Below are 21760 nucleotides of genomic sequence, written 5' to 3' on the forward strand. Positions count from 1 at the left end.
TAGGCAAAATTCTCAGTGATCGGCGGGTGGGGCGTGCGGAAGGCCGTGATTGTAAAGTCGTCTGTTTTCAGCACCTCACCCTCGGCCTCAATGTCCTTGGCCACTAAAAGCGGGCGAGGATCGGGACGCCCTTCATCAGCGATGCGGGTGTCGACGTCGAACTTGTTCAGCTCCCAATAGGTCTTCGTCATTTGCTCAAGTCCTTTCGGGCCGAACGAACGGATCGGCGTCGAAAGGCCGGAGGCCCACGCATTATAGACGAGATTGCCGTACTCAAGATTGTGATCGGAATGGTGATGGCTGATCAGGATGTATTTGACCGATGTCAAAGGCACTTTTACCGCCGCCAATTGATGGCTAATGCCCATGCCGCAATCGAGCACGATGCGCGTACCGTTGATCTCGATCAGATTGGCCGGATTGGAACGACCCATCTCGACGCGCGGACCGCCCTTGGTGCCCAGAAAGACAATCCGGGTTCGAGGCTTCGATTGCGATTGACCATGTGCCAATGGCACCTTCATCAGCGACGCGAGGCTTCCGAGCGTCGACAGCTTCAAAAGATCGCGGCGATGCAGCATTTGTTATCCTCCGATTATTTTCCTTCATCATTCTCGAACCGAAATGGAGAAGCAATCGAGAAGTGACGCCGGCCGGGATTGGTCGCACGCGCGAGCGCGGCTCAGCACGTGCGCTCGAATAGTGCCCTGGTCTCGCGTATAGGTGGGGGCGTTGCCGACCGGTCGAGGGCGATTGGCGCCGGATCGAGATCGGGCTGAAGGTGAGGAAATGAGCGTTCATGATTGAGTGGTTCGACGATCTTGCGTTGGGGATGCGCTTCAAAAGTGGTGAGGTGCAGATCACAGAAAGCGACATCAAACGGTTCGCAGCGGAGTACGATCCGCAGCCGATGCATCTGGATGAAGTCGCTGCCAAACAGACTCCATTCAAAGGTCTCGCAGCCTCGGGGTGGCACACAGCCGCGATCGCAATGAATCTGGCCATACAGGTGCGTCCGTTCGGTCCTCATCCGCTCATTGGATTGGGCGTCGATGGGCTGCGTTGGATGATGCCCGTTCGTCCCGGCGATATCCTGCACCTTGAAGGCGAGGTTATCGGTCTCACTCCGTCGAAAACAAAGCCGCAGGGCGTCGCCCTGGTGAAATGGACTTTGTACAACCAAAACGGGGACGCCGTTTATACATTCACGCCTATCGGTATCGTCCCCCGGCGGCCCCCAACCTGAATCTTCGACGATGGTCTTTGGCTGGTGCGCAGCCGGGTTCATGGCGTAGGGACCACAAGCCAAGCAAGCCTTCGGCGCGCCTGAACGAGTGTGATTTAATGCTCGGAAGAAGAAGCTCGCTTTCTCAAGCGGCTTTTTTCGTGCTTTGATGGACTGACCCCCCAAATGCGAGTCGCGCACCAAAGGTTCGATGAAGAACATCGATTTGAATTCCATGTCGATAGAGGAGCTATGGGCGCTTCATGAGGAGATCGCCTCGATCCTGACTGCAAAAATGGAGGCGGAGAAGCTGAAGCTCCAAAGGCGGCTCGAACAGATAGAACGCAAAAGCGCGGCCGAGGCGCCCGAGCGTCGCAAATATCCCAAGGTGCATCCTAAATTCCAAAACCCCGATCCGCCGCACCAGACCTGGTCCGGTCGTGGCCTCCAACCGAACTGGATGCGCAAGCTGCTTGCCGAAGGTAAAACCCCCGACGATCTCCGGGTGCCGCCTCGATCGCGGAGCCCGAGCGAGAATTGACCGGCAGAGTTATGCGTTGTCCCGGTTTTGTGGCTTGTCAAACACCAGGTCCGGGAGCGGGCCCTCTTTGAGAAAAGTTGGAACCTGGCCGGCTTTCAGTTCCGCCTGGGCCAGGCGTTCACGGAGTGAAATGACCTCCGACATTCTTTCTTTGAGCGATCTTGGCGAGATTTGGCGGTGTGCTTTGGTTTTTGGAACCCGTCTCGAACTTCTCATTGTCTCTCCGCGCGGTGTTTCGCTATGGAGACTTAAACGAGCCCTGATGTTGGTTGTTCCGTTCACAGTCGCGACCGATTGGGCCGCGTGGCCAAGGCCCGCTGACCTCGGCCGTCCGGAAAAAAGCTACTGGCCAGCGCGGCGCATGACTTCGGACGCGATGATCCAGATGCTGCAAATTGCGATCACGATTTGGAATATTTCGATGATCGGATTTCCCTGAAACAACTGGACCATTGGATTTTAGATCCCTTCTTCGTCTGAACGGTCATATCTGATTCCCTTACTTAACCGGACCCAAACGCGTGGACATCATTGCAGTGGGTCCATGCCACATCAGCGGGATGGCCGATTTTTATTGTGCCGGCTTTCTGATTCTGGAACTATGGCACCTGGGACTGAGGATCGGTGATGCGTAACCTGAGTTTGGCGGCTTTTGCCGTCGCTTTTACGCTGATGTTTGCGTCCATTCTTTTTATCGCGGCTTCGAATTATCCGAGCGACGTATCCAATCAACTCTGCTCCATTGGAGCATCACTTTGCGACCGTCCGCGGCTGTTGCTCGTTCCGGCTGTGGCGTCCTTGGCCTGGGCCTGGATGCTGCGGTTGATCGCCCGCCCGTAACGCGCATTCTGGTTTTATGCGAGGGCGACGCTTGGCCCGCGAGTTAGTTCCGGAATTAACCCGCAGCGCGGGTATCAAGCTTAACGCACGACTTCGGTTGCTGAATGCGGCCGTCGTTTTATCTTCGCTTGCAAGTCGCGCTATTCCCCGCCCACCACGCGCGACCAGGGGTCGCCGCTATGCGAGTACACCGCGGCGGCGGCGGCCCCGCCGAACACCCCTGGCGTGTGATAGCGACGGCTAAATGAGAGAGCCTGAATGCGGTCGATGTCTCGCGCACTCATTGAATTTGCCAACCCCGCTTCCAATTTGAAACCAAGCCCAATTGAGCCGTTCCGGGTCATCGAAGGCAATCCCGTACCGCAACATTCCGTTCTCTCAAACAGCGCCGACTGGTAGGCAATTTTCATCTGTGAGGGCCGATGGCCAAAAATCTTGTGTTTTGCGTTTGCATCCTGGCTGCAGTTACGCTGTTTGGATCGAGCTCGCGGGCTGACGAACCAAAACAGCTAAAAACACAGAAGGGCAAAGCTGTAGTCCTCGGGGATTTTATGAAGCCGCCCTCAGAGTGCACTTCTAATCCTGTCCCGAGTCCGCTGCCGCAGCTTCGCGAGAAGCCGTCTCACGGCACTATTCTCATGCAGATCGCGGTCGCGAATGTTCCAGCAACTGGCAGTTGCCCAGCGCGGAAGATTCCGGTGATAGCCTTGGTGTACTTACCCACCCCTGATTTTGTTGGTACCGACTCTGTTCAGATCGAATTTGGACCGGGTGCACCGGTGTTGTGGGTTCGCATCATGGTGGAGCCCTCAGCTCCCAACTGAGCCCGCAGGTTTGCCGCCAGCACTTTGGCCTGCTGGGTCTTTCCCACGGCAGGGCTCTGCCATCTTCACCATTAACGACGTGAATGATCAGTACCGCGCGACCACCGGGCTCGCACCCCAATGATAGTTGATGCGAGCGGTGACCAGGTCGACGTCCTGGCGGATGCTTTCTGTTCGGAAGGCAATCGTCGGAGGGGTTGTGGACGCAAAGCCGACATTGCGATTGCCCATGAACAGATGATCCCACTCAATGCCGAACGACCAGTTCGGAGCGAAACCATATTCCCCGCCGATACCGGCTACAGCGCCCCAGCGGGTCTCCCGCGCCGTGTCAAACACGAAGTTCGTTGAGGTGACGACACCATTGTATTTGTCGTTTGTTACCGCAGCGCCGCCCTTCACGTAGATCAGGCTATTTTCCCAGGCACCACTGTAGCCCACGTGACCTGTGAACAGGCCGACCGCATCAATCTTTGATACATTCGAGGTTGTGCCACCAAGCAGTGGACTTGGGTTTGATGCGCTAAGGTCGGCCCAGTTGCCCTGAGCTTCCAGACCAAAAACCCAGGAGATACTCTGCCAACGATATCCGATCTGGCCGCCGAGCGTGGCTCCGGCCGCGTTGCTGCAGCCTTCGGCAAAGCTCGGCACGGTTGCGACGCCTAGAAAAACGGTGTTGCTCCAGCAGTTGCGGCTTAGTGCCTCTCCCACGTTTCCGCCGATGTAAAAACCGCTCCAGTCGTAGCCGGCATAAACTGCAGGCACCCTCGTGTAGGGCCGCGCGGCCAAGTCGGCCGCGTTGGCGGACACGGTGCTTACTGCGATCACGAAGGCAGCGACCAGAAATTTCTTCACGAATCCCCCACCCAAGCCAATTGCGCAGCAACGAGCGTAATGAATAGGCTCTGCAAAGTCTGTGTCTCAACCATCACACTCAATGACCGAATATGGCGGGTGATGGACCTGACCGAAGCGCGACGATGCGACCGCAGGCAGGGTCGCGTTAGACGCGCCGACGGCGGCGGATGCGACTATTCACCGGCTATTCCCACGGTTCATTTCGCTTCGCGATTGATCTCGGGATACTGGATGCGCGGCCTTGCATGCGCGGTTCGCAAATCGCTCGGCTCTCGATCCCGCTGGCGGGCGGTTCATTGGTCTTGGGCAGCCCGCCCGCTGCCGGCTCCTTGCGATGCAGGTTGCGGTCACCATTCCGCGACCGGTCCACGAAACCGTTTTCCAGCCGCCACGAAGCATTGGTGAAACATAGGGGGCGTAACGTGCAGGGCTATCAAACCAATGGGGTCGCCCAATGTTAGCCGCCCTCCTCAACCTGATTTACCGCCAGTATCTTAGAACCACTATTGCCGGCACCAAGATCGCTGGCCGGCTGCTCACCACGCCATGACCCCGCGACGGCCGATGTCAGCCTCCGGCGTGCCCGGCGAGGTTTTCGGTTTGGGAACGTACGCCGCTGTCGGGAGTTTGAGAAACGTGCCGGCCGCACCGGCATTTAGAAACCGCTAGTTCCTCGCGCCTCTCTCCATTGGATACCAACGTGATTACAGACGTGGTTACTTCAGTGCTCGTGTTCGTCAGCGTCGGCGTTTTCGTCGCCCATGCTTTTGACGCTTATCGGGCCGGTTAAATCACGAACTCGCGTCCGGAGTGCTTCGAGCGGCAAATGCGCGCGCTTTGGGTCGACTGGATTTCAAATTCAAGTATCCGGCGGGCGCAGCTCAGGGGATGGGAACTTCGGCGACCTGGAGAATTGGTGCCCTCCCCCCCGGCTTCTCGCTATTTGACGATTTGCAGGAACACGCGCGGCGAGGTTTCCCACAGAAAAAGCCGGCGGGCGTTACGCCGTCGGCTTCGTCTTGCGACTGCCGGCTCGATTCCGGTTCCATCGCGACCTAGCACCAGAGTGCCGCCTCTGGGTTAATGAAAGGTTAATGCGATTGGATCGCTAGTCGATCGCATCTGCATGATGCTGAGTGCCGCGGATTGCTCAACGCGCCGCCTGCGGGTGGTGGTGCCGGCCAGGTCGAATTTCGCCTATTTGTTCGGCCGCACCTTTGACATGCCGGATGCAACTTTGGCTGCAAAACTATTTTCGTCATCATCAAACGGATTTGCTTCCGGAACAATCGTTGCAACCGTTGTGATCGAGCGCGTCGGATTTGCCAATTCCTCCAGCTCGCCAAGGCGGCCGCTTACGTCGGCAAGCTCACGCTTGAGACGTCTGATCTCGGCAATAAATTCCTTTCGTCGGATATTCATTGTACCCCGCAAACCTGACGGAACCCGATATCAGCCGAGCGTAGCCGTGTTCCAGATGTGGAACAAGCAATTAAGTGGGAGAGGGCCGAAGGGGGTAAAATCAATATTAAATGTGGCCGCCGCGGGATTCTGCTTACCTTGAATGTGCTAGGGGCAATCCTGAAATTCGGATGCATGTGGTCCGTTCGGAGGAGGCGGAATTTTCAACGAGCGCCTAACTGTTGGGGACACACCCCAAACGAGAGCACTCATGAGCCGCTACGAACGCCAACATGAATCGAGCACCCTCCAGCAGATACTCGCAATGGCGAGTAAGGACACAACAAAGATCGAGCTGAAATCCCTTTCCATTGATGAGCTTTGGGCGTTGCACGAGGAGATCGCTTCTATCTTGTCGGCCAACATGCGGGCCAAAAAAGCGAGCATCGAAAAGCTTATCGATAAACTGGAGGGCAGAGCTCTAACCCGCCCACGCCCGTATCGCCGTTACCGAACCGTTCACCCGAAGTTTCGAAACGCAGACCCGCCGCATCAGACTTGGTCCGGTCGCGGCAGGCAGCCCCATTGGATGCGTGACCTACTTGCGCGAGGGAAATCTCTCGAGGACGTCCGGATTCGAAGCGATTAGGTCTCCGTCAGTCCCCTCACCGGCTAGATCTGGCGATCATCGGATCACGCCCGCGCAAAATCGGTCCGCATGCTCTCCCGCGTGCGGACCGGAGTCCTCTTGCACCCGCGCTCACTAGGGCTTCTTGAGGCAGAGACCCACAGTCGGATTCGTGCCGCATTTTGGTCCGTCTGGCGCGCCGCCGCTGGGGCAGAACACGGACACCAAAACCTCGTTGGCATCGCAACTGACGGCGCCGTCCGCCTGTACGGATCTGACGGAAGAGCCTGCCGGCCCGGTATCGCCTTTAGGTCCTGGCGCGCCCTGTGGCCCTTGAGGACCTTGGGGGCCTTGCTGTCCCTGCGGACCGGGAACGCCCTGCAGACCTTGTGCTCCCTGCGGTCCGGCCGGACCTTGGGGACCGGTGTCTCCCTTGGGACCCGGCTCTTTTCCGCAAGCTGCGAGCGTGAACGCCATGCCGACGACAACAGCCATGACAATCTTTTTCATTGTGTCCCCTTCCTCCCTCTTCGCCGGAAACTCACCTCGGCATTAAAGAGGCGAAGGGACACCCTCGCAATGAAAATCCGGCTGCTTCGGTCGACCGTTCTTCTGAGCAACCGGCCAGCCACTTAACGCACATTGCATTTCAATCTAATGGGATCTGCACGTGCGACGCGCGAGTTCGAAGCTCTGAATTGGGGATCAACAGCGCCTGAATCGAGTTGAGCGGTTGCACGCTCGAGGGATCGGGAGCCGTTTGCGCCCGCACCCAAATTTCTCCTGCCCCAGGACACGGGTGCGTTAAGCTTTGGCCGCCGTCTTCTTAGACCAATCGCATGGGCCACAGTAGCCCGCTCGATATTCAACCTCTTGCCTACGCAACATCATGGAGCTGGCCAGTAATCGCGCATTCTCACCAAATATTCGGCGGCTTTGATATTAATATTAAATAATAACTATGCCTGTGACGCAGGGGTGACCTGCACAACTGTCCTTTCGTCGCCACATTTTGACCATTTAAGTCGGTTGAAAACCCGCGTAATAACGATTTAATTTCGCTCGATTTCGTTCAGCGAAATTTAATCCGATCCGCTCTCCGCGGATTTCAGCTCGCTCGGCGGAGCGATTCCTTTTTCCCAAAACAGGGGCTTTCATGTTTCGGAAACTTATCGTGGCAACGGCAGTGCTTTGTGCATGCGCAACAGCGGCAGAGGCTCGGCCTCACCATCATCGCCATAGCGCTCACCACCGTCATCACCACCATCATTCTCATGTCTCTCAAGACCAGCACCGTCATAGCTCCTATTACGCCGGGCGGCCGCGCGCCTGGTGCGGGTGGTTCATGCGTGGGCAGGTCGGAAGCGATCCCGGTCCCTCATTCAATCTGGCCCGGTCCTGGGCACGATACGGAACAAACGCGGGCGGACCCTCCATCGGCGCTATCGTGGTGTGGCCGCATCACGTCGGCAGGATTGTAGGCCACGCAAACGGCCAGTGGATTATCCAGAGCGGCAATGACGGGCATGCCGTCCGCACCCGGCCACGATCGATCGCCGGCGCCATCGCATTCCGCCGCGCTTAACAGTCCAAAGCAGCGGGCCGGGGTTCATCCAGCTCTCGTAAATCGCAAACGCAAGCCGACGCCGCGCCCTTGCAGGGCGCGGCGATTGGCATTTTTGCCCGACGTGCAAGTGTTTTCCAGTTATGCTGTCGAAGGCGGCACCGGGGCGACCGTAAACGCTTCACTGCGCGCTGAACCAAAACACCCATAGCGACCGCCAAAGCGCAACGCCGCCGAAGCGGAGTATGTTCGCTCAGCGGCGGTGGCTTAGTCACCGGGCCCTCAAATTTCCCAGCCACCGTTTTGTCTGGAGAGGTCGCCCCAAGGTTCACGTCCACATTTCGCGTCGGGCGACTATTCGGCCGCTGTGCGGCGATACCCGCCTGTCCCTGCTGCCCAGCAACATGGGTTGATTGGAACCTTCTACTTACGTAGGCTTTAGGAAGCGGGCCGCCGTGTTGAGTATAGCGGCCTCGGCACGGTCCTGCCTGCAAGCCCCCGTGCGCGGGCGGGACCGCGCCTGACCGGCAGCGAAAGCGTACAATGGCTCGTGATTTGCGTGCGGCGGAGTTGAACAATCTCAAGCTGGCGCTGGCGACATTCGCGTTGCAACTTAATGCCTTCGAAGAGCGTCTCAAAACGAGATCGTTCGAAACAGATCACCATTCGCTACGGCCGCCCAGGACAAGCGACGTTCAGTTTGCAAACAAGATCCTCCGGGCAATGAAGGGCGCCGAAACTGATGGTCACAACAACCCGCGTTAAATCAGCGCCTCCCGCTCCAAGCTTCGTTTGATAGCTTCTTCTCGAACGCGCTGACGCAACTCCCTCAGGCGGCGCTTGGCGGATCAATCCTGTCCGCAGGCTGCACGAACCCTTGCTTGCCACCCCCGCCGCGCTTCCGGTCGCAATGCATCGACTTCGGCGCAATCATCCGGTCGGACTGGATTGTCGTAAGCCCTGTTACCCTTGTCGGCGACGCTTGGCGGCAAACCTTCGTTCTTATTGGCGCGGCCATCGACCCGTTCATCGACTTGGCCGTTGTATTTGGCGTTTGCTTGGCCCGAGTAGAATCCGTCCTGCTGACGGCCTTGCTGCTGTGCCAAGAGAGGCGACCATGCGCAACCGACGAGTAGCGCCGCCAAGTACAATTTTCTGGACCGCCGCATCATCATCACGCGCCGAAACGAAGATAACCGCGATACCAGCGCGGTTTTCCATGCGCTGCATGCAAGACTGACGAGAATAATCCAGCCAGCGCTCCAGGAGTTCTCAAGGCGCCCGGTCAATTTCGTTCTTCGGCGCCAGCTCCTTGTCGATAGCCCATATAGCGTTTGTAATCGCAATCGCGCGTGTTGGCGCAGTCCCGGATTTGACCTGCGTTGCATCCAGATGGACGGTCCACTTCCAAGGCTGCGGTCCGACGTCTCGGACAACCGTATAGTGCTTCCCGCGATATTCCATTCGGAACCAATATGCGGGAATTCAAAAAGTTCGCGGGATTAGTTTCGCGCTGAGGGGGAACTTTCGGCTAATCAGAACTTGTCTGGCGCGGCCGGCTAAAGCTCGGGCTCAATGTCAGGCGCCAAGGTAGCGCGATCGTGAGTGACGAGATTCGCGTCGTCAATTTTCGATTTCATGTTAGCCGCCTTTTCGAGCAGCGCGGCTGCCTTGCCACGGTCCGTGGTTGACAAGGCTAGGTTAAGAAGCGTTTTCGCCTGTTGCGTGAGATACTCTCTGCCAATTACCATGACTCATACTCATCTACTGATTTCTTACCCACTGATTCTCAGACGCGGGCAGGCAAGATTGCGTTCAGGGCGAAAATGAGGAAGTTGCAACTTCACCTGGCATCGGTCGGCACAGGGAACTCGACGCTGTCGCCGCAAGAATGGACCGAAACGAACGGGCTCCAGCAACGACCTCCAGACCGAGTTTGAAAGCCCCTCTGCCGGAGCATTGGGCCGAGTCACGATCCCCGAATGCCAGCCAAATCTCCTCGCGGCCAGCGGAATTTGCTGCCCGCTAAGCGCTCCACCTAACCGGCTGCTCGTGCTGCAATGCGGCCGGAGCACGGCGAATCAGGTCAGCCGAAAGCGCCCTAGAACACAAAGACCGGAAGTCAACGTGCTCACGCAATTTTGAAGTGAACGTGTAGTACCGAACAGACCGTAAGATTTTCAGTTGGAATACAGTAGTTATTGGGCGGGCTATCGAAAGAGAGATGTAATGCGGGACTGCCCGCAAGAGTGCGGCGCGTCCCGTTTAATGAAGCGGAGTTCAACTAAGCTCGATTACTAGGACTGACTTTAACCAGGGGAGTATCAGTAATGGTTCAGTCAACAGGCGGACGGGTTTTCAACGTGGTTGATCTGGAGCGCGAGATCGAGGCGGAGGTTCGGAACACAGTGTCGTTCCGCGAGCCACGTCCGAACCCCGCACCTGCAAGAACGCGGACGGCTATCTTGTCCATGCCGGAATACGTCGAGCATCGTGACGGAGCATCGGAGATCGGCAGGCTGTCGGCCGAAGCTGTTGTCCGCGAATACGAGGCTGCCGCGAAAGACATCGAAGCAATGGGCGCGGAATTGATCGAGCGTGTCAGACAATGTGAGGCAATGACGCGTGATGCGCTCGCCGCGACCGATGAGATGAGGGAAACGGCGAAACGCTACCGCGAAGAAGCGAAGCGAATCTTCCTGCAGATTGAGGACTGCTCGTTGATGACGGCGGAGGTCCGCAAAACCTGCACGGAGCTGAAAGCGAGGATAGCTGCTCCGCCAACGGCTCCGGCGTGATCTATGATGCCTTCCCGTACCTCTTGGCGGCATCGCCATTTGCGATCGCGCTCATAGTATGGCTGGTCTGAGCTGAGATGCTCAGGTTTTCCATTCGCATTCACGGCTCGCTGATGTAGCGACTAACCGTTGCACCATCATCTGCGGGTGATGCGCGAGGTGCTCGGGATGAAGCGCCGGCGCAACCGGGTTCACTGGGCTCGGTGCGTGAGCCCGTGGGGCTTAATATGCAGGCAAACTTGAACCTTACAAGCGGGGTTTGCCAACGTTGAGCAATTGCGAAAGCCGTGAGAAGCAGAGCCGAAGTGAATGGCTTCTGTCGCATGATGCTGTTGGGAACCCCTTCGATCGCTTATCCGCTCCGCTGATGGAGATGGGAAATTCGGGATCCATTTCTCGGGCATGCTGTGCAGCCATCCATCCTGCCGCGCAAGCTCTCACAAATCGGACGCTCCGATCGTCCCAACGATTTAATCGCCAGCCGATGGAACTGAAAATATCTTCAGCTGTTGGTCGGCGGTAGCTCCATACGGTCATAGAGTGCGGGACATGGACCATTTTACAATCGCGGCGTGGGCCAGCATCTTCATTTCGGGATTTATCTTGGGGTATGGCTTGCGGGCCTCGATTTCCATTGCACGCAAGCGCACCCGCCGCCTGAGGTATTAAGCCCCGGCGCGAAAAACAAAGCTCGCGCCGCTCTTGCGATACCACTGCTGACACACAGACAAACCATTTGGGCGGCCCTCGGGACACACTGCGGAACTGTCATAACGCGATCCGATCGGGTAGCATGCCCGGATGCTTCAACGGCTCATCGTACTTGCGGCCTGGGTGTCTATCGCCGCACTCGCCTTCCTTACGCTGACACATGTCGGCTTTGTTTATTCGATCTATTTTAAGCTCGCGCCCTTTCTGCACGCAAAGATGACGACCTATGCTCATTTCGAACACGTGATCGCCTTCGCTTTATTCGGAGGATTATTTTATTTCGCGTACCCGAAACGAATCATTTTCGTTTTTGGGGTCATCCTGATCACCGCCGTTACGCTCGAATATTTGCAGACGTTGACCCCTGATCGCCACGGCACCATTATTGATGCCTGCGAGAAGATCATCGGAGGCGCACTCGGAATCCTGGTCGCCCGCCTTGTGCTCAGGTGGCGACCGCGGGTGCAGAACTAAATTCGCGGCGGCTTCATCCAACCCGGCTAATTCTGGGCCGAAGTTATCCGGATCGGGCTAGATCTCGGCGACCCGCGCCCCTCTGGCGCCCCGAGTGCGTGGGCTTCAGGGTTTTCAGGAACTACTTATGAAAATCCGGATTGTGGAGCCCAGGCGGCTGCGGGCTACCGCCTGTCTAACTCCGTGCCCCACTCCCTGCCGCATAAAAAACTCCATCCGATGCCAGACGGCCAGGGCGACGAGTGAAAGAGTTTGGTCCGATGAACCGCAGCATTGTTTGGGGGATCGCCGGCGCTTTCAAAGGTCCAAGCTTGGTGACGGTTCTGGCGGCGCTTTGCGGAACTCTCGCGCACGCTGAGGACGCAGGAGAAGCTGTGCGGACTTCTCCTCAGTTCGGAAAATCCAATTCGTTCGGTGCATACGATACGATCTGCCGGACCATGGTCAGATCCGCTTCGGACAACAGCCTGCCGCTTGAGTTCTTTACGCGGGTCATCTGGCAGGAGAGCAGATTCAACGTAAGGGCGCGCAGCTCAGCGGGTGCACAAGGCATCGCTCAGTTCATGCCGCGAACCGCATCATCTCGAGGGCTGCTTGACCCCTTTGATCCTTTGGAGTCCCTGCGGCAGTCAGCCAGCTACCTCCGGGAGTTGAGAAACAAGTTTGGAAGTTTGGGCCTTGCCGCCGCTGCCTACAACGCGGGTCCTGGCCGGGTTGCACAGTGGCTTTCCGGCAAGATCCACTTGCCCGCGCAAACCGTAGCTTATGTCCGGCTGGTTACCGGACGATCGATCGCCGAGTGGACTTCCAGGCAACCGTCCCAGTTGGAAAGCTCAGAGATCCCCAAAGGAGTGCCGTGCAACGCCCTTGCAAGCCTCCGACTGGATAAGGACGTGGATAGAGCGTCGTCGCAAATCGAGAGTGGTGGTCGCAAACTGGCCGCTTGGGCGCCTTGGGGAGTTCAGCTGATTGGGGATTGGACGCAAGACCAGGTCCTTGCGCGATACGACAACCTGAAACGGAAATATCCGAGCGTCCTCGGCGACAAAGACCCCCTGGTGGTCATTACCTATGGTCCTTCCGGGCGTACCAAGCGATATCTCGCGCGCGTGGCCGAAAACACGGAGCAGGAAGCCGAACAGCTGTGCAGGAGATTGCAGGCCGTCGGCGGATCCTGCTTTGCCATCCGCAACCGCCAATAGTCGGTTCATCAGTTCTAGCTGCTGCCTGGGCTTGCCCTCAATGAACTCGTAGCCCGGGCCGGCAGGTTCGTGCTTGCATAGGGTTGCTCCGCCTTCCCCGGCCAGGGGGCTATTGCCACACGCCATGCTGCGCGAGAACGATACGCTATGTGGGGATTTCTGATCGGCCTCTATCTCGCAATGATCATCTATCCATTCCTGGAAGAATGGCAGCAGCGCCAGGCCGACAAGAGGCGTCTCGCGAAAATGCGCGAGCACCATGCGAGGGGGCGTCGGTGGGACCCGACCAAGGGCCAATCCATCGATGAATAAGGCTCTGAACTCACCTGCCCGAAACGGCGCTAACGCAAGGAAATGATCGGGAGTGGGTGCACCAAATCATCCTGAGATAGCGCAGGCTGTTGCACAAAATCATCATCAGACCTTGAAACACGGACCCAACCTGGAATCCTTTTGACTGTGTAGTCACGCATGCCGTTAGGTCATCAGCGCTGGGCCGAAGGAAATTTGCCATGTTGGAAGCAGTTACCGCACTTTTTGGCGTCATGAGCGCCGCTATTTTTCTAGCACACGCCGTTGACGGATATCGGTCGCGCTAGCCGCCGCATCGCAAATTCCTTGCCGTCCGCTGCGCTAGCTGTCCGTCCTAGGTGATGGACCGAATTCCATGACAGGCCCCGAACTGCGACAGCTTCGCCAGGATCTCGGCGAGGCAATTGGCAGAGACATGTCGGTTGCCGACATGGCCAAGCTGTGCGGCCTTGACCCCGGCGGCGCGGATACGGTCCGGAGGTGGGAGGTCAGCGGGCCGGGTGGCACGGCCGCCGAACTGCTGCGCATCCTGTCCATGGCGAGCGATCGGTATCCGATCCTGGAGAATTTCAACGTCTTCGACCGCTTCAATATCGCCGAGAAGGATCGGCCGGCGCGCCGCGAAGCTTTTCGTGAAATGATGCGCAATGAGGTTCGCCGCAGGCTCGGCTGATAATTGGGGCGAGTGCGCTAAGACCCTGGCCAATGTCCATTCCGCTAAGCGCCGTACCTCCCGCTGTTGATAACCTGCAACACCTTCCCCGGCTGGGGTGACAGGCGCCGGTGACGTGTTATCGACGGGCGGAGATCTCACTCCTGACGGACGCAACACAATGCGGATTACCCTGGTCGGCTCCCGCCATTTCGGCGTGACGATCCTCGAAATGCTGCACCAGCATGGCGTGGAGATCGTCAGGGTGGTGGTCGCCGACCCCGAGGACCGGCTCGCGGCCTCTGCGCGTTCTGCCGGCATCGAAGTCGTGGTGCAGGCCAATCCCAAGCTCGTGGTCGCCTCCGAAATCGCCGATGGTACCGATCTGATCGTGACCGCCCACAGCCACGCTCGGATCAGCAAGGAGGCGCTGGCGGCGGCGAAACTCGGTGGTATCGGCTACCACCCGTCGCTGCTGCCGCGGCATAGGGGAATTGCGGCGGTTGAGTGGACCATCAAGGAGGGCGATCCGATCGCCGGCGGGACGGTCTACCATCTGGCCGATCGCATGGATGCCGGTGCCATCGCCGCTCAGGAGTGGTGTTTTGTCAAGAAAGGCGAAACCGCACGCGAATTATGGGAACGCGCGCTCGCTCCGCTCGGCCGAAAGCTTCTGGGCGAGGTCGTGGATTACGCCAAGACTCACAAAGCCCTGCCCTCGAAGCCCCAAGACGAACAGTTCGCGACCCGGGCGCCCAGCATTTCCTGATGAACGCTCCGTCGACCTAAGTTCTTGCTATGTTCCACCGCACCCGGTTCCGACCGGGGAACAGAAATAAAGATCAAATACTTGATTTTGCTGGAACTTTTGCCAACGTGGCATTGCAGCAAATTTTAGACACAATGTGCCGGGATAACCCCGGCCAATCACACAATCAGGGACCTGATCATGCGCTTCAACCGCATTGGAACTGCTTTGTTTGTTTCGGCGTTTTTCGCTGCTGCTCCAGCGAACGCCCAAACACCTTATGACGGACTTTGGAGCGTAAAGGTCGTCACAAAAACCGGCAGCTGTGAACCAGAGACGCGCTCGACACTTACCATTACCGACGGGAAGATTTCCGCGGCCGGCGCAGACGTGACCGGCAGCATCGGGCGCGAGGGCCTCGTGAAGGTTTCGATCGGTGGTGCATATGCGAATGGTCAGCTTAGCGGCAATGCTGGATCGGGAAAATGGAACGGGGCATCCGCGGGTATACCCTGCAGCGGGCGCTGGGAAGCTTCGCGGCAGTAACGCTAGCCGAACGCGCAGGTTTCTGCCGGCCATAAGACGGCTGCTGATCGGGATCGTCGCCCTGCTCGGGGCGGCGGTGTTCGGCTCCTCAACTTACGCACAATCGGGCGCCTTCGCCGGGATGGCGGGTGTTTGGGCCGGCTCGGGAGTTGTCACCCTGGACGATGGTTCGACGGAACGCATCCGCTGCCGGGCCACTGATGCCGTCGGCGCCGGCGGCAATGGACTCAACCTCACCCTCCTCTGCGCCAGCGACAGCTATAGATTCGATCTCACCGGCAACGTGATCGCGCAAGGTGGCCAGCTTGAGGGAACTTGGGGCGAAAGCAGCCGCGGGCTCAGGGGCAATCTGAGGGGTCGCGGAGCGAACGGCAACTTTCAGGTGATCGCGACGGCACCAGGATTGACTGCGAATCTGTCGCTCACCACGCGCGGCAATCGGCAATCCATAGTCATCAGGTCAGAGAGCGGCTTCAGGAATGCGTCCATTTCGCTGTCCCGTCGCTAGCCGATAGCGTCGCCGCCTCAACCACTTCGTTTGGCCAATTTCGCGGCGGTTTCCTTGATGGTTTTTGCAACCAACAGCGCCTGTTGTTCGGTTAGCGCAAAATCCTGAACGCCCCTATGCGTCGTCAGCGAAAGCACCATGATGTCGGGCTGGTTCTCCGGCCATCCGGCGGCGAACGCGGTCACAAAATCGGCCGAAGTGGATCGTTTCGTCATGGAGAAGTCCTTCATGTCGGAGCAGGCGCGGTTCCCAATCTTGAGAATTACGCCGCGGATCGCACCAAATGCACTGTCATGTCAGGCGGCAGGCACGAATGCGGTGACTTCGATTTCGACCTTCGCACGCTGATCAACCAGACCTGCGATATAGAGCAGCGTCGAAGGCGGAAAGTTTCGTCCCAGCGTCTCGCGCCAGGCTGCGCCGATGCCCGCGCCTGCGGCTTCGTACTCGCTCCGGCTGGTCAGGTACCAGGTGAGGCGAACGATATGCTCCGGCTTGGCCCCCGCCTCAGACAACAACTTGATGATCCGCTTCAATGCGACGGCGACCTGCCCCGCCATATCGGTTTGATATTCGCCCTTCTCATCGCCTCCGGTCTGCCCGGCGAGCACGATCCATCGTCCCGCGGCATCGAACTCGACCCCATGCGAGAAGCCGCGCGGTTTCATCCATTCCGCGGGTTGCAAGACACGCATCTGCAGGTTCTCCATTCTTTTCGCAGTGAGTAAAAAGGCCGCCCGCTCTAGCACCCTACACGGCTCGCGCACACTGGATCAGCATATTTGAGCGTTGCAAATCGGGGCGCTGTCGTCGATACCCGCCTTACAACCGCAATCTCGCATCGCTTCTCGGCAAACCGGCGCTCCCCTTCCATGGACCGAACACCTTCAAAATCGTGGGCGGCGCTGTGGATGGCGGGCTGGCTCGCGCTGATGCTGATTGTGGCAATCGCCGGTCGCGAGACCACGCGTGAACTGAACGTGTTTCAGATCATGGAGGTTCGATCAGTCCTCGGTTTTGTCATGCTCTATCCGCTGGTCCGCCTCAACGGTGGGTTCAGGGCAATGCGGACCTCTCGGCCGCTGCAGCATATCGGCCGCAACCTGATCCACTATGGTGCTCAACTCGGGTGGTTTTTCGCGCTGACCCTGATCCCGCTCGGTCAGGTCGTCTCGATCGAATTCACCATGCCGATCTGGACCGCCATCCTCGCCGCCAGTTTTCTCGGCGAGCGGATGACATTCGGCAAGATTGCGGCCGTGGCGCTTGGCGTTGTTGGCGTTATCGTGATCGTTCGGCCCGCTACCGGCAGTATAAATCCGGGGCAGCTGATTGCTCTCGGCGCCGCGGTGGGCTTCGGCATTTCGGTTGCCATGATGAAGTCCCTTACCCGAACCGAAAGAACCCTGACGATCATTTTCTGGATGCTGGTGATCCAGTCCGCTGCTGGACTTTTCCCCTCGATCTATGTCTGGCGCTGGCCAACCAATTACGCCTGGGGCTGGATGGCGGTAATCGCATTCTGCGGCACATTTTCCCATTACTGCATGGCCCGCGCGATGCTCCACGCTGACGCCACGGTCGTCCTGCCGATGGACTTCTTGCGGGTTCCTCTGACCGCGACGGCCGGTTGGCTGATTTATTCGGAACGGCTCGACGCCCTCACCATCCTTGGCGCGGCGCTAATCCTCACCGGCAATCTCTTGAACCTGAGGACCGCGCCGCCGCTTCCGGCCCGCGTCGCAACCTGACAAGCCCGTCTATTTGCCGAGGACCTTACGCAGGGCGTCGTTGATGCGGTCTTGCCAACCCGGGCCACCCTCCTGGAAGTGTTCGAGTACGTCCTGATCGATGCGCAGGGAAACCAATTCCTTTACACCGGGAAGCGCGGTTCGTTTCGGTGGAGCTTCTGCCACCTTAGTTGTTGTCCGCTTGAATGCAGCCTCGGCTTCCGTGCGGGCATCATTGAGGGTTCTTGGCCGCCTTGGTTGATCTGGCATCTCTGGATTCCTTTGAGCAGCGCCGCTCGCGCAAGCTGATAGTTGAGCATTTTTTCAGATTGAGTTTCCCGCGGCTGCGACATTATGCGGTCGCAGCCGCGACAGTGCACCGCACTCGACAACGTCTCAGTGACAAACTTCACGCACATCTTGTTCATCGAGCAACCTCTGTGTGCCGCATGCAACTCCTAACGCATCGAGAAGATACGCTGCATCGCAAAAATTTACTTCACTTCAAAAAACGTAAAACCAACGCATTTGTGTTGCGACATCGTCAAACAATTCTGTTTATGCTAACATCAGGTTTCAAATCGCAAGGAGGCCACGATGCCAGCAATCGCTGAAGTCCTGCCGACCGCGCACAATGCTGACCCGCGCGGATGTGATTTGCCGACCTGCCCGGTTTGCGCGGATTCGATGGTGGCGGCGGAAGCATCGGCCTATCTGACCGACAACGTCATCAGCTATCTCTGGACCTGCGATACCTGTGGTTACGGTTTTGTCACCAAGCACGCGCTGACGCGCTTCGCCTGCAACTGATCTCGATAGCGGCGCATCAAGCGTAATGCGGAGCTGCGTCTCCCTTCGTCCAGTCGGCGCGCGTACGTTCGTAAAAGCTGGCAAAACTTCCCTCTGAGATCGCTTGCCTGATGTCCTGCATCAGCGATTGGTAGTACGCGACATTGATTTCCGACAGGAGCATCGCTCCCAACGTCTCGCCCGACTTTACAAGATGGTGCAGATACGCTCGAGAGTAGTCGCGGGCCGATGGCCATGGGCTTTCCGCGTCGAGAGGCCGTGGATCGTCGGCATGGCGGGCGTTGCGCAGGTTGATCTGACCGAACCGGGTGAAGGCCATCCCATGACGTCCGTTGCGCGTCGGCATTACGCAATCAAACATATCGATCCCTCGCGCGACCGCCTCCAGAATGTCCTCGGGCGTGCCGACCCCCATGAGATATCGAGGCCTATCCTGGGGCAAGATCGCCTCGACCTCCTCTACCATCGCCAGCATCACCGACTGTGGCTCACCGACAGCAAGGCCGCCGATCGCGTAGCCATGGAAGCCAATGTCTACCAGCCCGCGAGCGCTGGCGCGCCGCAGCTCGCGTACATCGCCGCCCTGGACAATTCCAAACAGCATGGAGCCCGGAGGCGCGCTCTCAAAGGCGCGACGGCTTCGCTCTGCCCAGCGTAAGGACAGCAGCATCGCCCGTTCGATATCGCCCGGCTCGGCCGGCAGCCGGACACACTCATCCATTTGCATTGCGATGTCGGAGCCGAGCAGCCGCTGTACTTCGATCGAGCGCTCTGGCGACAGTTCAATCTTGGCTCCATCGATGTGGGAGCGGAAGGTGACCGCTTTCTCGCTCACCTTGCGCAGGTCCGACAGCGACATGACCTGAAAGCCACCGGAATCGGTGAGCATCGGTCCGCCCCATTTGGTAAATTTCTGCAAGCCACCGAGTGCCGCGATGCGCTCGGCACCGGGGCGCAGCATCAGGTGATAGGTGTTACCCAGCACGATATCAGTGCCGGCGGCGCGCACCTCGCGCCAATGCAATCCCTTCATTGCGCCAGCGGTCCCCACCGGCATGAAAGCCGGCGTTCGCACCACGCCGTGCGGCGTCGTCAGCCGGCCTGCGCGCGCTGATCCGTCCCGGGCAAGTAACTCGAAATAATTGGTTGCTGTCATACCTTGGATTTATCACGGAACAGCAGGCAGGCATCCCCATAGGAATAGAACCTGTAGCCGCTCTCGAGCGCATGGGCGTAAGCTCGCTTCATGGCTTCGAGGCCGCTGAATGCCGAGACCAGCATGAAGAGGGTCGAACGCGGCAGGTGGAAATTGGTCAGGAGGATGTCGACCGCGCGGAATCGATATCCCGGCGTGATGAAGATATCGGTTTCGCCGCTGAAGGGTTCGATCGCGCCGTCTTCCGTGCTGGCGCTTTCCAATAACCGCAACGAAGTGGTGCCAACCGCAACAATGCGCCCGCCCGCTACTCGCGCAGCATTGAGCGCTTGCGCGGTCGCGGCGGAGATACTGCCCCACTCCGAATGCATCCTGTGCCCGGAGGTGTCTTCGGTCTTGACCGGCAGAAACGTTCCCGCGCCGACGTGCAACGTGATCCGGCGCATGGCGACACCGCGCTGCTTCAACGCCATTTCCAGCGCCGGCGTGAAATGCAGTCCGGCCGTCGGTGCTGCCACTGCCCCGTCGTTGGTCGCGAACATCGTCTGATAATCTGCGGCATCTCGCTCGTCCGGAGCCCGTTTGGACGCGATGTACGGCGGCAACGGCGGCGAGCCGAGATCGGCGATCGCCTGATCGAGCGTGGGTCCATGAAAGGAAAATGAAAGCGTAATCTCGCCATCATCGCCCTTGCTTTCGACCTGCGCATCGAGATGGCCGAGCAGGCATACCCTGCCCTCATTGCCAAATCGAATTACGTCGCCCGGCGACAGCTTCTTGGCCGGCTTAGCCAAAGCTTGCCAGCGTGACCCGTCCAAACGCTTGATGAGCGTGACTTCGATCTTCGGTTCGGTGTCCCGGCCAATGCGACGACCTCGCAACTGCGCAGCGATCACTCTGGTGTCATTCACGACCAGTTGGTCACCCGGCTCGAGCCATTGCGGAAGATCGGCAACAACACGGTCGCGCAACACCCCATCGGGGTTCACGATCAGCATTCGTGCCGAATCGCGTGGACTGGCTGGCCTCAGCGCGATGCTGCCAGGGGGAAGTTCGAAATCGAACAGATCGGTGCGCATGCTTATAGACGGCCTAGTGGTCTTCTCGCGGTACATGACCTGGCTCGCAAAGAGGCGGTCGGTCAACACGCCGCAACGATATTTCGATCCTTAAACGAATAATCTTCCGGCAGTGACACGTAGTTCTACGCGACCTGCGCGGCAAATTGATTGCGTACGACGCGCTGCACCCGTTCACGAAACCATGTCATCTCAGGACGGGCACTCAGGCGGCTGCTCCAGATCATCGCATGCGGTAGCGGCGCAATCGGAAACGGAACGTTCCGGCTTTCGAGATTGTAGGGGCCTACCGTCGAGCTCATCGCTATCGAAGGCAGTGTGGTCAGCAGATCCGAGCTGACCAAAACGGGAGCGATAGCGGAGAAATGTGGCACCCAACCGCCAACACGTCGTTGAAGCCCCGCTGCCGCCGCGGCCAGATTCACCGGGCTGGCGAGGCTGTCGCCAACGCGAACCGCAAGATGCGGCCAGTGCGACCAGGCCTTCCGTCCCCAGTTGGAAAATGCTGGATGTCCCTTGCGGCCGAAACTTCGCCATTTCAGCGATCCGATTAGTTCGCTGCTGACGTCCTTCGGCAAGCGGAGCTGCGCCGGCACGATCGCAATGTCCACCTGGCCTTCCGCGACATCCAGCAGGGTCGGTTCTCGCGGCGAAGTCCACTCCACGCAAGCGCCGGGCGCATCTGATTGCAGGCGGCGCAATAGTTCTGTGAAAACAGGCAGCATGAAGTCCGGCGCCGCCAACCTGAAAACGCGTTGGGAGGTTGCCGGATCAAAAATGTGGCGTGGGGAAAGTACCCGCTCGATCCCCCGCAGCATGGGCCGGGCCTGCTCAATGAGATCCAGCGCGAACGCGGTTGGCTGCATCCGCACTCCGGCCTTGATCAGCAGCGGATCGCCCAACTGGTCGCGCAGCCGCGACAGGGAATGGCTGACAGCCGATTGGGTCCGGCCTAACCGGTCCGCCGCGCGCGTGACGTTCCGCTCGAACATCAAAACCTCGAACACCACCAAGAGGTTGAGATCGAAACGTCGTAAATCGATTTCATGCATAGTGGAACACGATTACTAATTAGATTGATGGGGAAAAAAGGTTCATAGCACCTCGCCGCCTTCAATCAAGTCGCAGGAGTCATGATGAAAAGAATTCAAGC

27 protein-coding genes are annotated in these 21760 nt (G+C 58.5%); 14 read left to right on the forward strand and 13 right to left on the reverse strand.

Annotated features, from left to right (window positions below; translation table 11 throughout):
• On the reverse strand, positions 1-581 hold a 581-nt coding region (locus VJV58_RS13920; protein WP_324137940.1), incomplete at its 3' end, for an MBL fold metallo-hydrolase.
• A gap of 218 nt (positions 582-799) precedes the next feature.
• Here VJV58_RS13920 and VJV58_RS13925 point away from each other — a divergent pair.
• The 3 genes from VJV58_RS13925 to VJV58_RS13935 all read left to right on the forward strand — a co-directional run bounded on the left by VJV58_RS13925 (position 800) and on the right by VJV58_RS13935 (position 2606).
• Complete coding sequence (locus VJV58_RS13925) at positions 800-1246, forward strand: MaoC family dehydratase (RefSeq protein ID WP_324137941.1); 447 nt, start codon at positions 800-802, stop codon at positions 1244-1246.
• Positions 1247-1436: 190 nt separating this feature from the next.
• Positions 1437-1766 carry an H-NS histone family protein gene (locus tag VJV58_RS13930; protein WP_324137942.1) on the forward strand — a complete coding sequence of 110 codons (330 nt, stop codon included), beginning with the start codon at positions 1437-1439 and terminating at the stop codon, positions 1764-1766.
• Between the two features lie 627 nt (positions 1767-2393).
• Positions 2394-2606, forward strand: coding sequence for a hypothetical protein (locus VJV58_RS13935; RefSeq protein ID WP_324137943.1), 213 nt, complete (start codon positions 2394-2396; stop codon positions 2604-2606).
• A gap of 140 nt (positions 2607-2746) precedes the next feature.
• Here VJV58_RS13935 and VJV58_RS13940 read toward each other — a convergent pair whose 3' ends face one another.
• The 3 genes from VJV58_RS13940 to VJV58_RS13950 form a co-directional block, all read right to left on the reverse strand.
• Positions 2747-2890: a hypothetical protein gene (locus VJV58_RS13940; protein WP_324137944.1), complete on the reverse strand. Its 144-nt coding sequence runs from the start codon at positions 2888-2890 to the stop codon at positions 2747-2749.
• Between the two features lie 627 nt (positions 2891-3517).
• Positions 3518-4285, reverse strand: coding sequence for an outer membrane protein (locus VJV58_RS13945; protein ID WP_324137945.1), 768 nt, complete (start codon positions 4283-4285; stop codon positions 3518-3520).
• A gap of 1200 nt (positions 4286-5485) precedes the next feature.
• Positions 5486-5710, reverse strand: a complete 225-nt coding sequence (locus tag VJV58_RS13950) for a hypothetical protein (protein WP_324137946.1) — start codon at positions 5708-5710, stop codon at positions 5486-5488.
• Between the two features lie 250 nt (positions 5711-5960).
• On the opposite strand from VJV58_RS13950, the gene VJV58_RS13955 reads away from it, so the two are divergent.
• Positions 5961-6338 (forward strand): H-NS histone family protein, encoded by a 378-nt coding sequence (locus VJV58_RS13955; protein ID WP_324137947.1) that lies wholly within the window; start codon positions 5961-5963, stop codon positions 6336-6338.
• 114 nt (positions 6339-6452) lie between these two features.
• On the opposite strand, the gene VJV58_RS13960 is transcribed toward VJV58_RS13955, so the two are convergent.
• The 3 genes from VJV58_RS13960 to VJV58_RS13970 form a co-directional block, all read right to left on the reverse strand.
• Positions 6453-6827, reverse strand: a complete 375-nt coding sequence (locus tag VJV58_RS13960) for a hypothetical protein (RefSeq protein ID WP_324137948.1) — start codon at positions 6825-6827, stop codon at positions 6453-6455.
• Between the two features lie 1902 nt (positions 6828-8729).
• Positions 8730-9170: a hypothetical protein gene (locus VJV58_RS13965; RefSeq protein WP_324137949.1), complete on the reverse strand. Its 441-nt coding sequence runs from the start codon at positions 9168-9170 to the stop codon at positions 8730-8732.
• 270 nt (positions 9171-9440) lie between these two features.
• Positions 9441-9632: a hypothetical protein gene (locus VJV58_RS13970; protein WP_324137950.1), complete on the reverse strand. Its 192-nt coding sequence runs from the start codon at positions 9630-9632 to the stop codon at positions 9441-9443.
• Positions 9633-10211: 579 nt separating this feature from the next.
• Here VJV58_RS13970 and VJV58_RS13975 point away from each other — a divergent pair.
• From VJV58_RS13975 to VJV58_RS14010, 8 genes are all read left to right on the forward strand, one after another.
• Positions 10212-10679, forward strand: a complete 468-nt coding sequence (locus VJV58_RS13975) for a hypothetical protein (protein WP_324137951.1) — start codon at positions 10212-10214, stop codon at positions 10677-10679.
• 801 nt (positions 10680-11480) lie between these two features.
• Positions 11481-11864, forward strand: a complete 384-nt coding sequence (locus VJV58_RS13980; protein ID WP_324137952.1) for a VanZ family protein — start codon at positions 11481-11483, stop codon at positions 11862-11864.
• 260 nt (positions 11865-12124) lie between these two features.
• Positions 12125-13066: a lytic transglycosylase domain-containing protein gene (locus VJV58_RS13985; protein WP_324137953.1), complete on the forward strand. Its 942-nt coding sequence runs from the start codon at positions 12125-12127 to the stop codon at positions 13064-13066.
• A gap of 147 nt (positions 13067-13213) precedes the next feature.
• Positions 13214-13378, forward strand: coding sequence for a hypothetical protein (locus VJV58_RS13990; RefSeq protein WP_324137954.1), 165 nt, complete (start codon positions 13214-13216; stop codon positions 13376-13378).
• Positions 13379-13733: 355 nt separating this feature from the next.
• Complete coding sequence (locus VJV58_RS13995; RefSeq protein ID WP_324137955.1) at positions 13734-14051, forward strand: hypothetical protein; 318 nt, start codon at positions 13734-13736, stop codon at positions 14049-14051.
• A 160-nt stretch (positions 14052-14211) separates the two neighbouring features.
• Positions 14212-14799: a formyltransferase family protein gene (locus tag VJV58_RS14000; RefSeq protein ID WP_324137956.1), complete on the forward strand. Its 588-nt coding sequence runs from the start codon at positions 14212-14214 to the stop codon at positions 14797-14799.
• Positions 14800-14979: 180 nt separating this feature from the next.
• Complete coding sequence (locus VJV58_RS14005; RefSeq protein WP_324137957.1) at positions 14980-15324, forward strand: hypothetical protein; 345 nt, start codon at positions 14980-14982, stop codon at positions 15322-15324.
• Positions 15230-15832: a hypothetical protein gene (locus VJV58_RS14010; protein WP_324137958.1), complete on the forward strand. Its 603-nt coding sequence runs from the start codon at positions 15230-15232 to the stop codon at positions 15830-15832. The genes VJV58_RS14005 and VJV58_RS14010 overlap by 95 nt, the downstream gene beginning before the upstream one ends.
• A 17-nt stretch (positions 15833-15849) precedes the next feature.
• Here VJV58_RS14010 and VJV58_RS14015 read toward each other — a convergent pair whose 3' ends face one another.
• Both VJV58_RS14015 and VJV58_RS14020 read right to left on the reverse strand, forming a co-directional pair.
• Positions 15850-16047 carry a hypothetical protein gene (locus VJV58_RS14015; RefSeq protein ID WP_324137959.1) on the reverse strand — a complete coding sequence of 66 codons (198 nt, stop codon included), beginning with the start codon at positions 16045-16047 and terminating at the stop codon, positions 15850-15852.
• A gap of 81 nt (positions 16048-16128) precedes the next feature.
• Positions 16129-16527 carry a RidA family protein gene (locus VJV58_RS14020; RefSeq protein ID WP_324137960.1) on the reverse strand — a complete coding sequence of 133 codons (399 nt, stop codon included), beginning with the start codon at positions 16525-16527 and terminating at the stop codon, positions 16129-16131.
• A gap of 177 nt (positions 16528-16704) precedes the next feature.
• Between VJV58_RS14020 and VJV58_RS14025 the strand changes: the two genes are divergently transcribed.
• Positions 16705-17583 (forward strand): DMT family transporter, encoded by an 879-nt coding sequence (locus VJV58_RS14025; RefSeq protein WP_324137961.1) that lies wholly within the window; start codon positions 16705-16707, stop codon positions 17581-17583.
• Positions 17584-17592: 9 nt separating this feature from the next.
• Here the strand turns inward: VJV58_RS14025 and VJV58_RS14030 are convergent, their stop codons facing one another.
• A complete protein-coding gene (locus VJV58_RS14030; RefSeq protein ID WP_324137962.1) occupies positions 17593-17832 on the reverse strand; it encodes a BrnA antitoxin family protein in 240 nt (79 codons plus the stop codon).
• Between the two features lie 327 nt (positions 17833-18159).
• Between VJV58_RS14030 and VJV58_RS14035 the strand changes: the two genes are divergently transcribed.
• Positions 18160-18372, forward strand: coding sequence for a hypothetical protein (locus tag VJV58_RS14035; protein ID WP_324137963.1), 213 nt, complete (start codon positions 18160-18162; stop codon positions 18370-18372).
• A gap of 16 nt (positions 18373-18388) precedes the next feature.
• On the opposite strand, the gene tgt is transcribed toward VJV58_RS14035, so the two are convergent.
• The 3 genes from tgt to VJV58_RS14050 all read right to left on the reverse strand — a co-directional run bounded on the left by tgt (position 18389) and on the right by VJV58_RS14050 (position 21659).
• Entirely contained in the window at positions 18389-19528 is a 1140-nt protein-coding gene (tgt, locus tag VJV58_RS14040) for a tRNA guanosine(34) transglycosylase Tgt (protein ID WP_324137964.1), read from the reverse strand.
• On the reverse strand, positions 19525-20607 hold the full coding sequence (queA, locus tag VJV58_RS14045; RefSeq protein ID WP_324137966.1) for a tRNA preQ1(34) S-adenosylmethionine ribosyltransferase-isomerase QueA: 1083 nt from the start codon (positions 20605-20607) through the stop codon (positions 19525-19527). The genes tgt and queA overlap by 4 nt, the downstream gene beginning before the upstream one ends.
• Positions 20608-20732: 125 nt before the next feature.
• A complete protein-coding gene (locus tag VJV58_RS14050; RefSeq protein WP_324137965.1) occupies positions 20733-21659 on the reverse strand; it encodes a LysR family transcriptional regulator in 927 nt (308 codons plus the stop codon).
• Positions 21660-21760: the final 101 nt, after the last annotated feature.

It is taken from the genome of Bradyrhizobium sp. (assembly GCF_035273305.1).
GTDB lineage: Bacteria > Pseudomonadota > Alphaproteobacteria > Rhizobiales > Xanthobacteraceae > Bradyrhizobium.

Bases quoted from the DNA above. Each gene is read 5' to 3' on its own strand.
- VJV58_RS13985 (WP_324137953.1), top strand. From the start codon at position 12,125: ATGAACCGCAGCATTGTTTGGGGGATCGCCGGCGCTTTCAAAGGTCCA.
- queA (WP_324137966.1), bottom strand. From the start codon at position 20,607: ATGCGCACCGATCTGTTCGATTTCGAACTTCCCCCTGGCAGCATCGCG.
- VJV58_RS13995 (WP_324137955.1), top strand. From the start codon at position 13,734: ATGACAGGCCCCGAACTGCGACAGCTTCGCCAGGATCTCGGCGAGGCA.
- VJV58_RS13950 (WP_324137946.1), bottom strand. From the start codon at position 5,710: ATGAATATCCGACGAAAGGAATTTATTGCCGAGATCAGACGTCTCAAG.
- VJV58_RS14020 (WP_324137960.1), bottom strand. From the start codon at position 16,527: ATGCGTGTCTTGCAACCCGCGGAATGGATGAAACCGCGCGGCTTCTCG.
- VJV58_RS14035 (WP_324137963.1), top strand. From the start codon at position 18,160: ATGCCAGCAATCGCTGAAGTCCTGCCGACCGCGCACAATGCTGACCCG.
- VJV58_RS14015 (WP_324137959.1), bottom strand. From the start codon at position 16,047: ATGACGAAACGATCCACTTCGGCCGATTTTGTGACCGCGTTCGCCGCC.
- tgt (WP_324137964.1), bottom strand. From the start codon at position 19,528: ATGACAGCAACCAATTATTTCGAGTTACTTGCCCGGGACGGATCAGCG.
- VJV58_RS13960 (WP_324137948.1), bottom strand. From the start codon at position 6,827: ATGAAAAAGATTGTCATGGCTGTTGTCGTCGGCATGGCGTTCACGCTC.
- VJV58_RS14050 (WP_324137965.1), bottom strand. From the start codon at position 21,659: ATGCATGAAATCGATTTACGACGTTTCGATCTCAACCTCTTGGTGGTG.
- VJV58_RS14000 (WP_324137956.1), top strand. From the start codon at position 14,212: ATGCGGATTACCCTGGTCGGCTCCCGCCATTTCGGCGTGACGATCCTC.
- VJV58_RS13980 (WP_324137952.1), top strand. From the start codon at position 11,481: ATGCTTCAACGGCTCATCGTACTTGCGGCCTGGGTGTCTATCGCCGCA.
- VJV58_RS13925 (WP_324137941.1), top strand. From the start codon at position 800: ATGATTGAGTGGTTCGACGATCTTGCGTTGGGGATGCGCTTCAAAAGT.
- VJV58_RS13935 (WP_324137943.1), top strand. From the start codon at position 2,394: ATGCGTAACCTGAGTTTGGCGGCTTTTGCCGTCGCTTTTACGCTGATG.
- VJV58_RS13940 (WP_324137944.1), bottom strand. From the start codon at position 2,890: ATGAGTGCGCGAGACATCGACCGCATTCAGGCTCTCTCATTTAGCCGT.
- VJV58_RS13975 (WP_324137951.1), top strand. From the start codon at position 10,212: ATGGTTCAGTCAACAGGCGGACGGGTTTTCAACGTGGTTGATCTGGAG.
- VJV58_RS13990 (WP_324137954.1), top strand. From the start codon at position 13,214: ATGTGGGGATTTCTGATCGGCCTCTATCTCGCAATGATCATCTATCCA.
- VJV58_RS13955 (WP_324137947.1), top strand. From the start codon at position 5,961: ATGAGCCGCTACGAACGCCAACATGAATCGAGCACCCTCCAGCAGATA.
- VJV58_RS14025 (WP_324137961.1), top strand. From the start codon at position 16,705: ATGGACCGAACACCTTCAAAATCGTGGGCGGCGCTGTGGATGGCGGGC.
- VJV58_RS13930 (WP_324137942.1), top strand. From the start codon at position 1,437: ATGAAGAACATCGATTTGAATTCCATGTCGATAGAGGAGCTATGGGCG.
- VJV58_RS14010 (WP_324137958.1), top strand. From the start codon at position 15,230: ATGGTCAGCTTAGCGGCAATGCTGGATCGGGAAAATGGAACGGGGCAT.
- VJV58_RS13970 (WP_324137950.1), bottom strand. From the start codon at position 9,632: ATGGTAATTGGCAGAGAGTATCTCACGCAACAGGCGAAAACGCTTCTT.
- VJV58_RS14030 (WP_324137962.1), bottom strand. From the start codon at position 17,832: ATGCCAGATCAACCAAGGCGGCCAAGAACCCTCAATGATGCCCGCACG.
- VJV58_RS14005 (WP_324137957.1), top strand. From the start codon at position 14,980: ATGCGCTTCAACCGCATTGGAACTGCTTTGTTTGTTTCGGCGTTTTTC.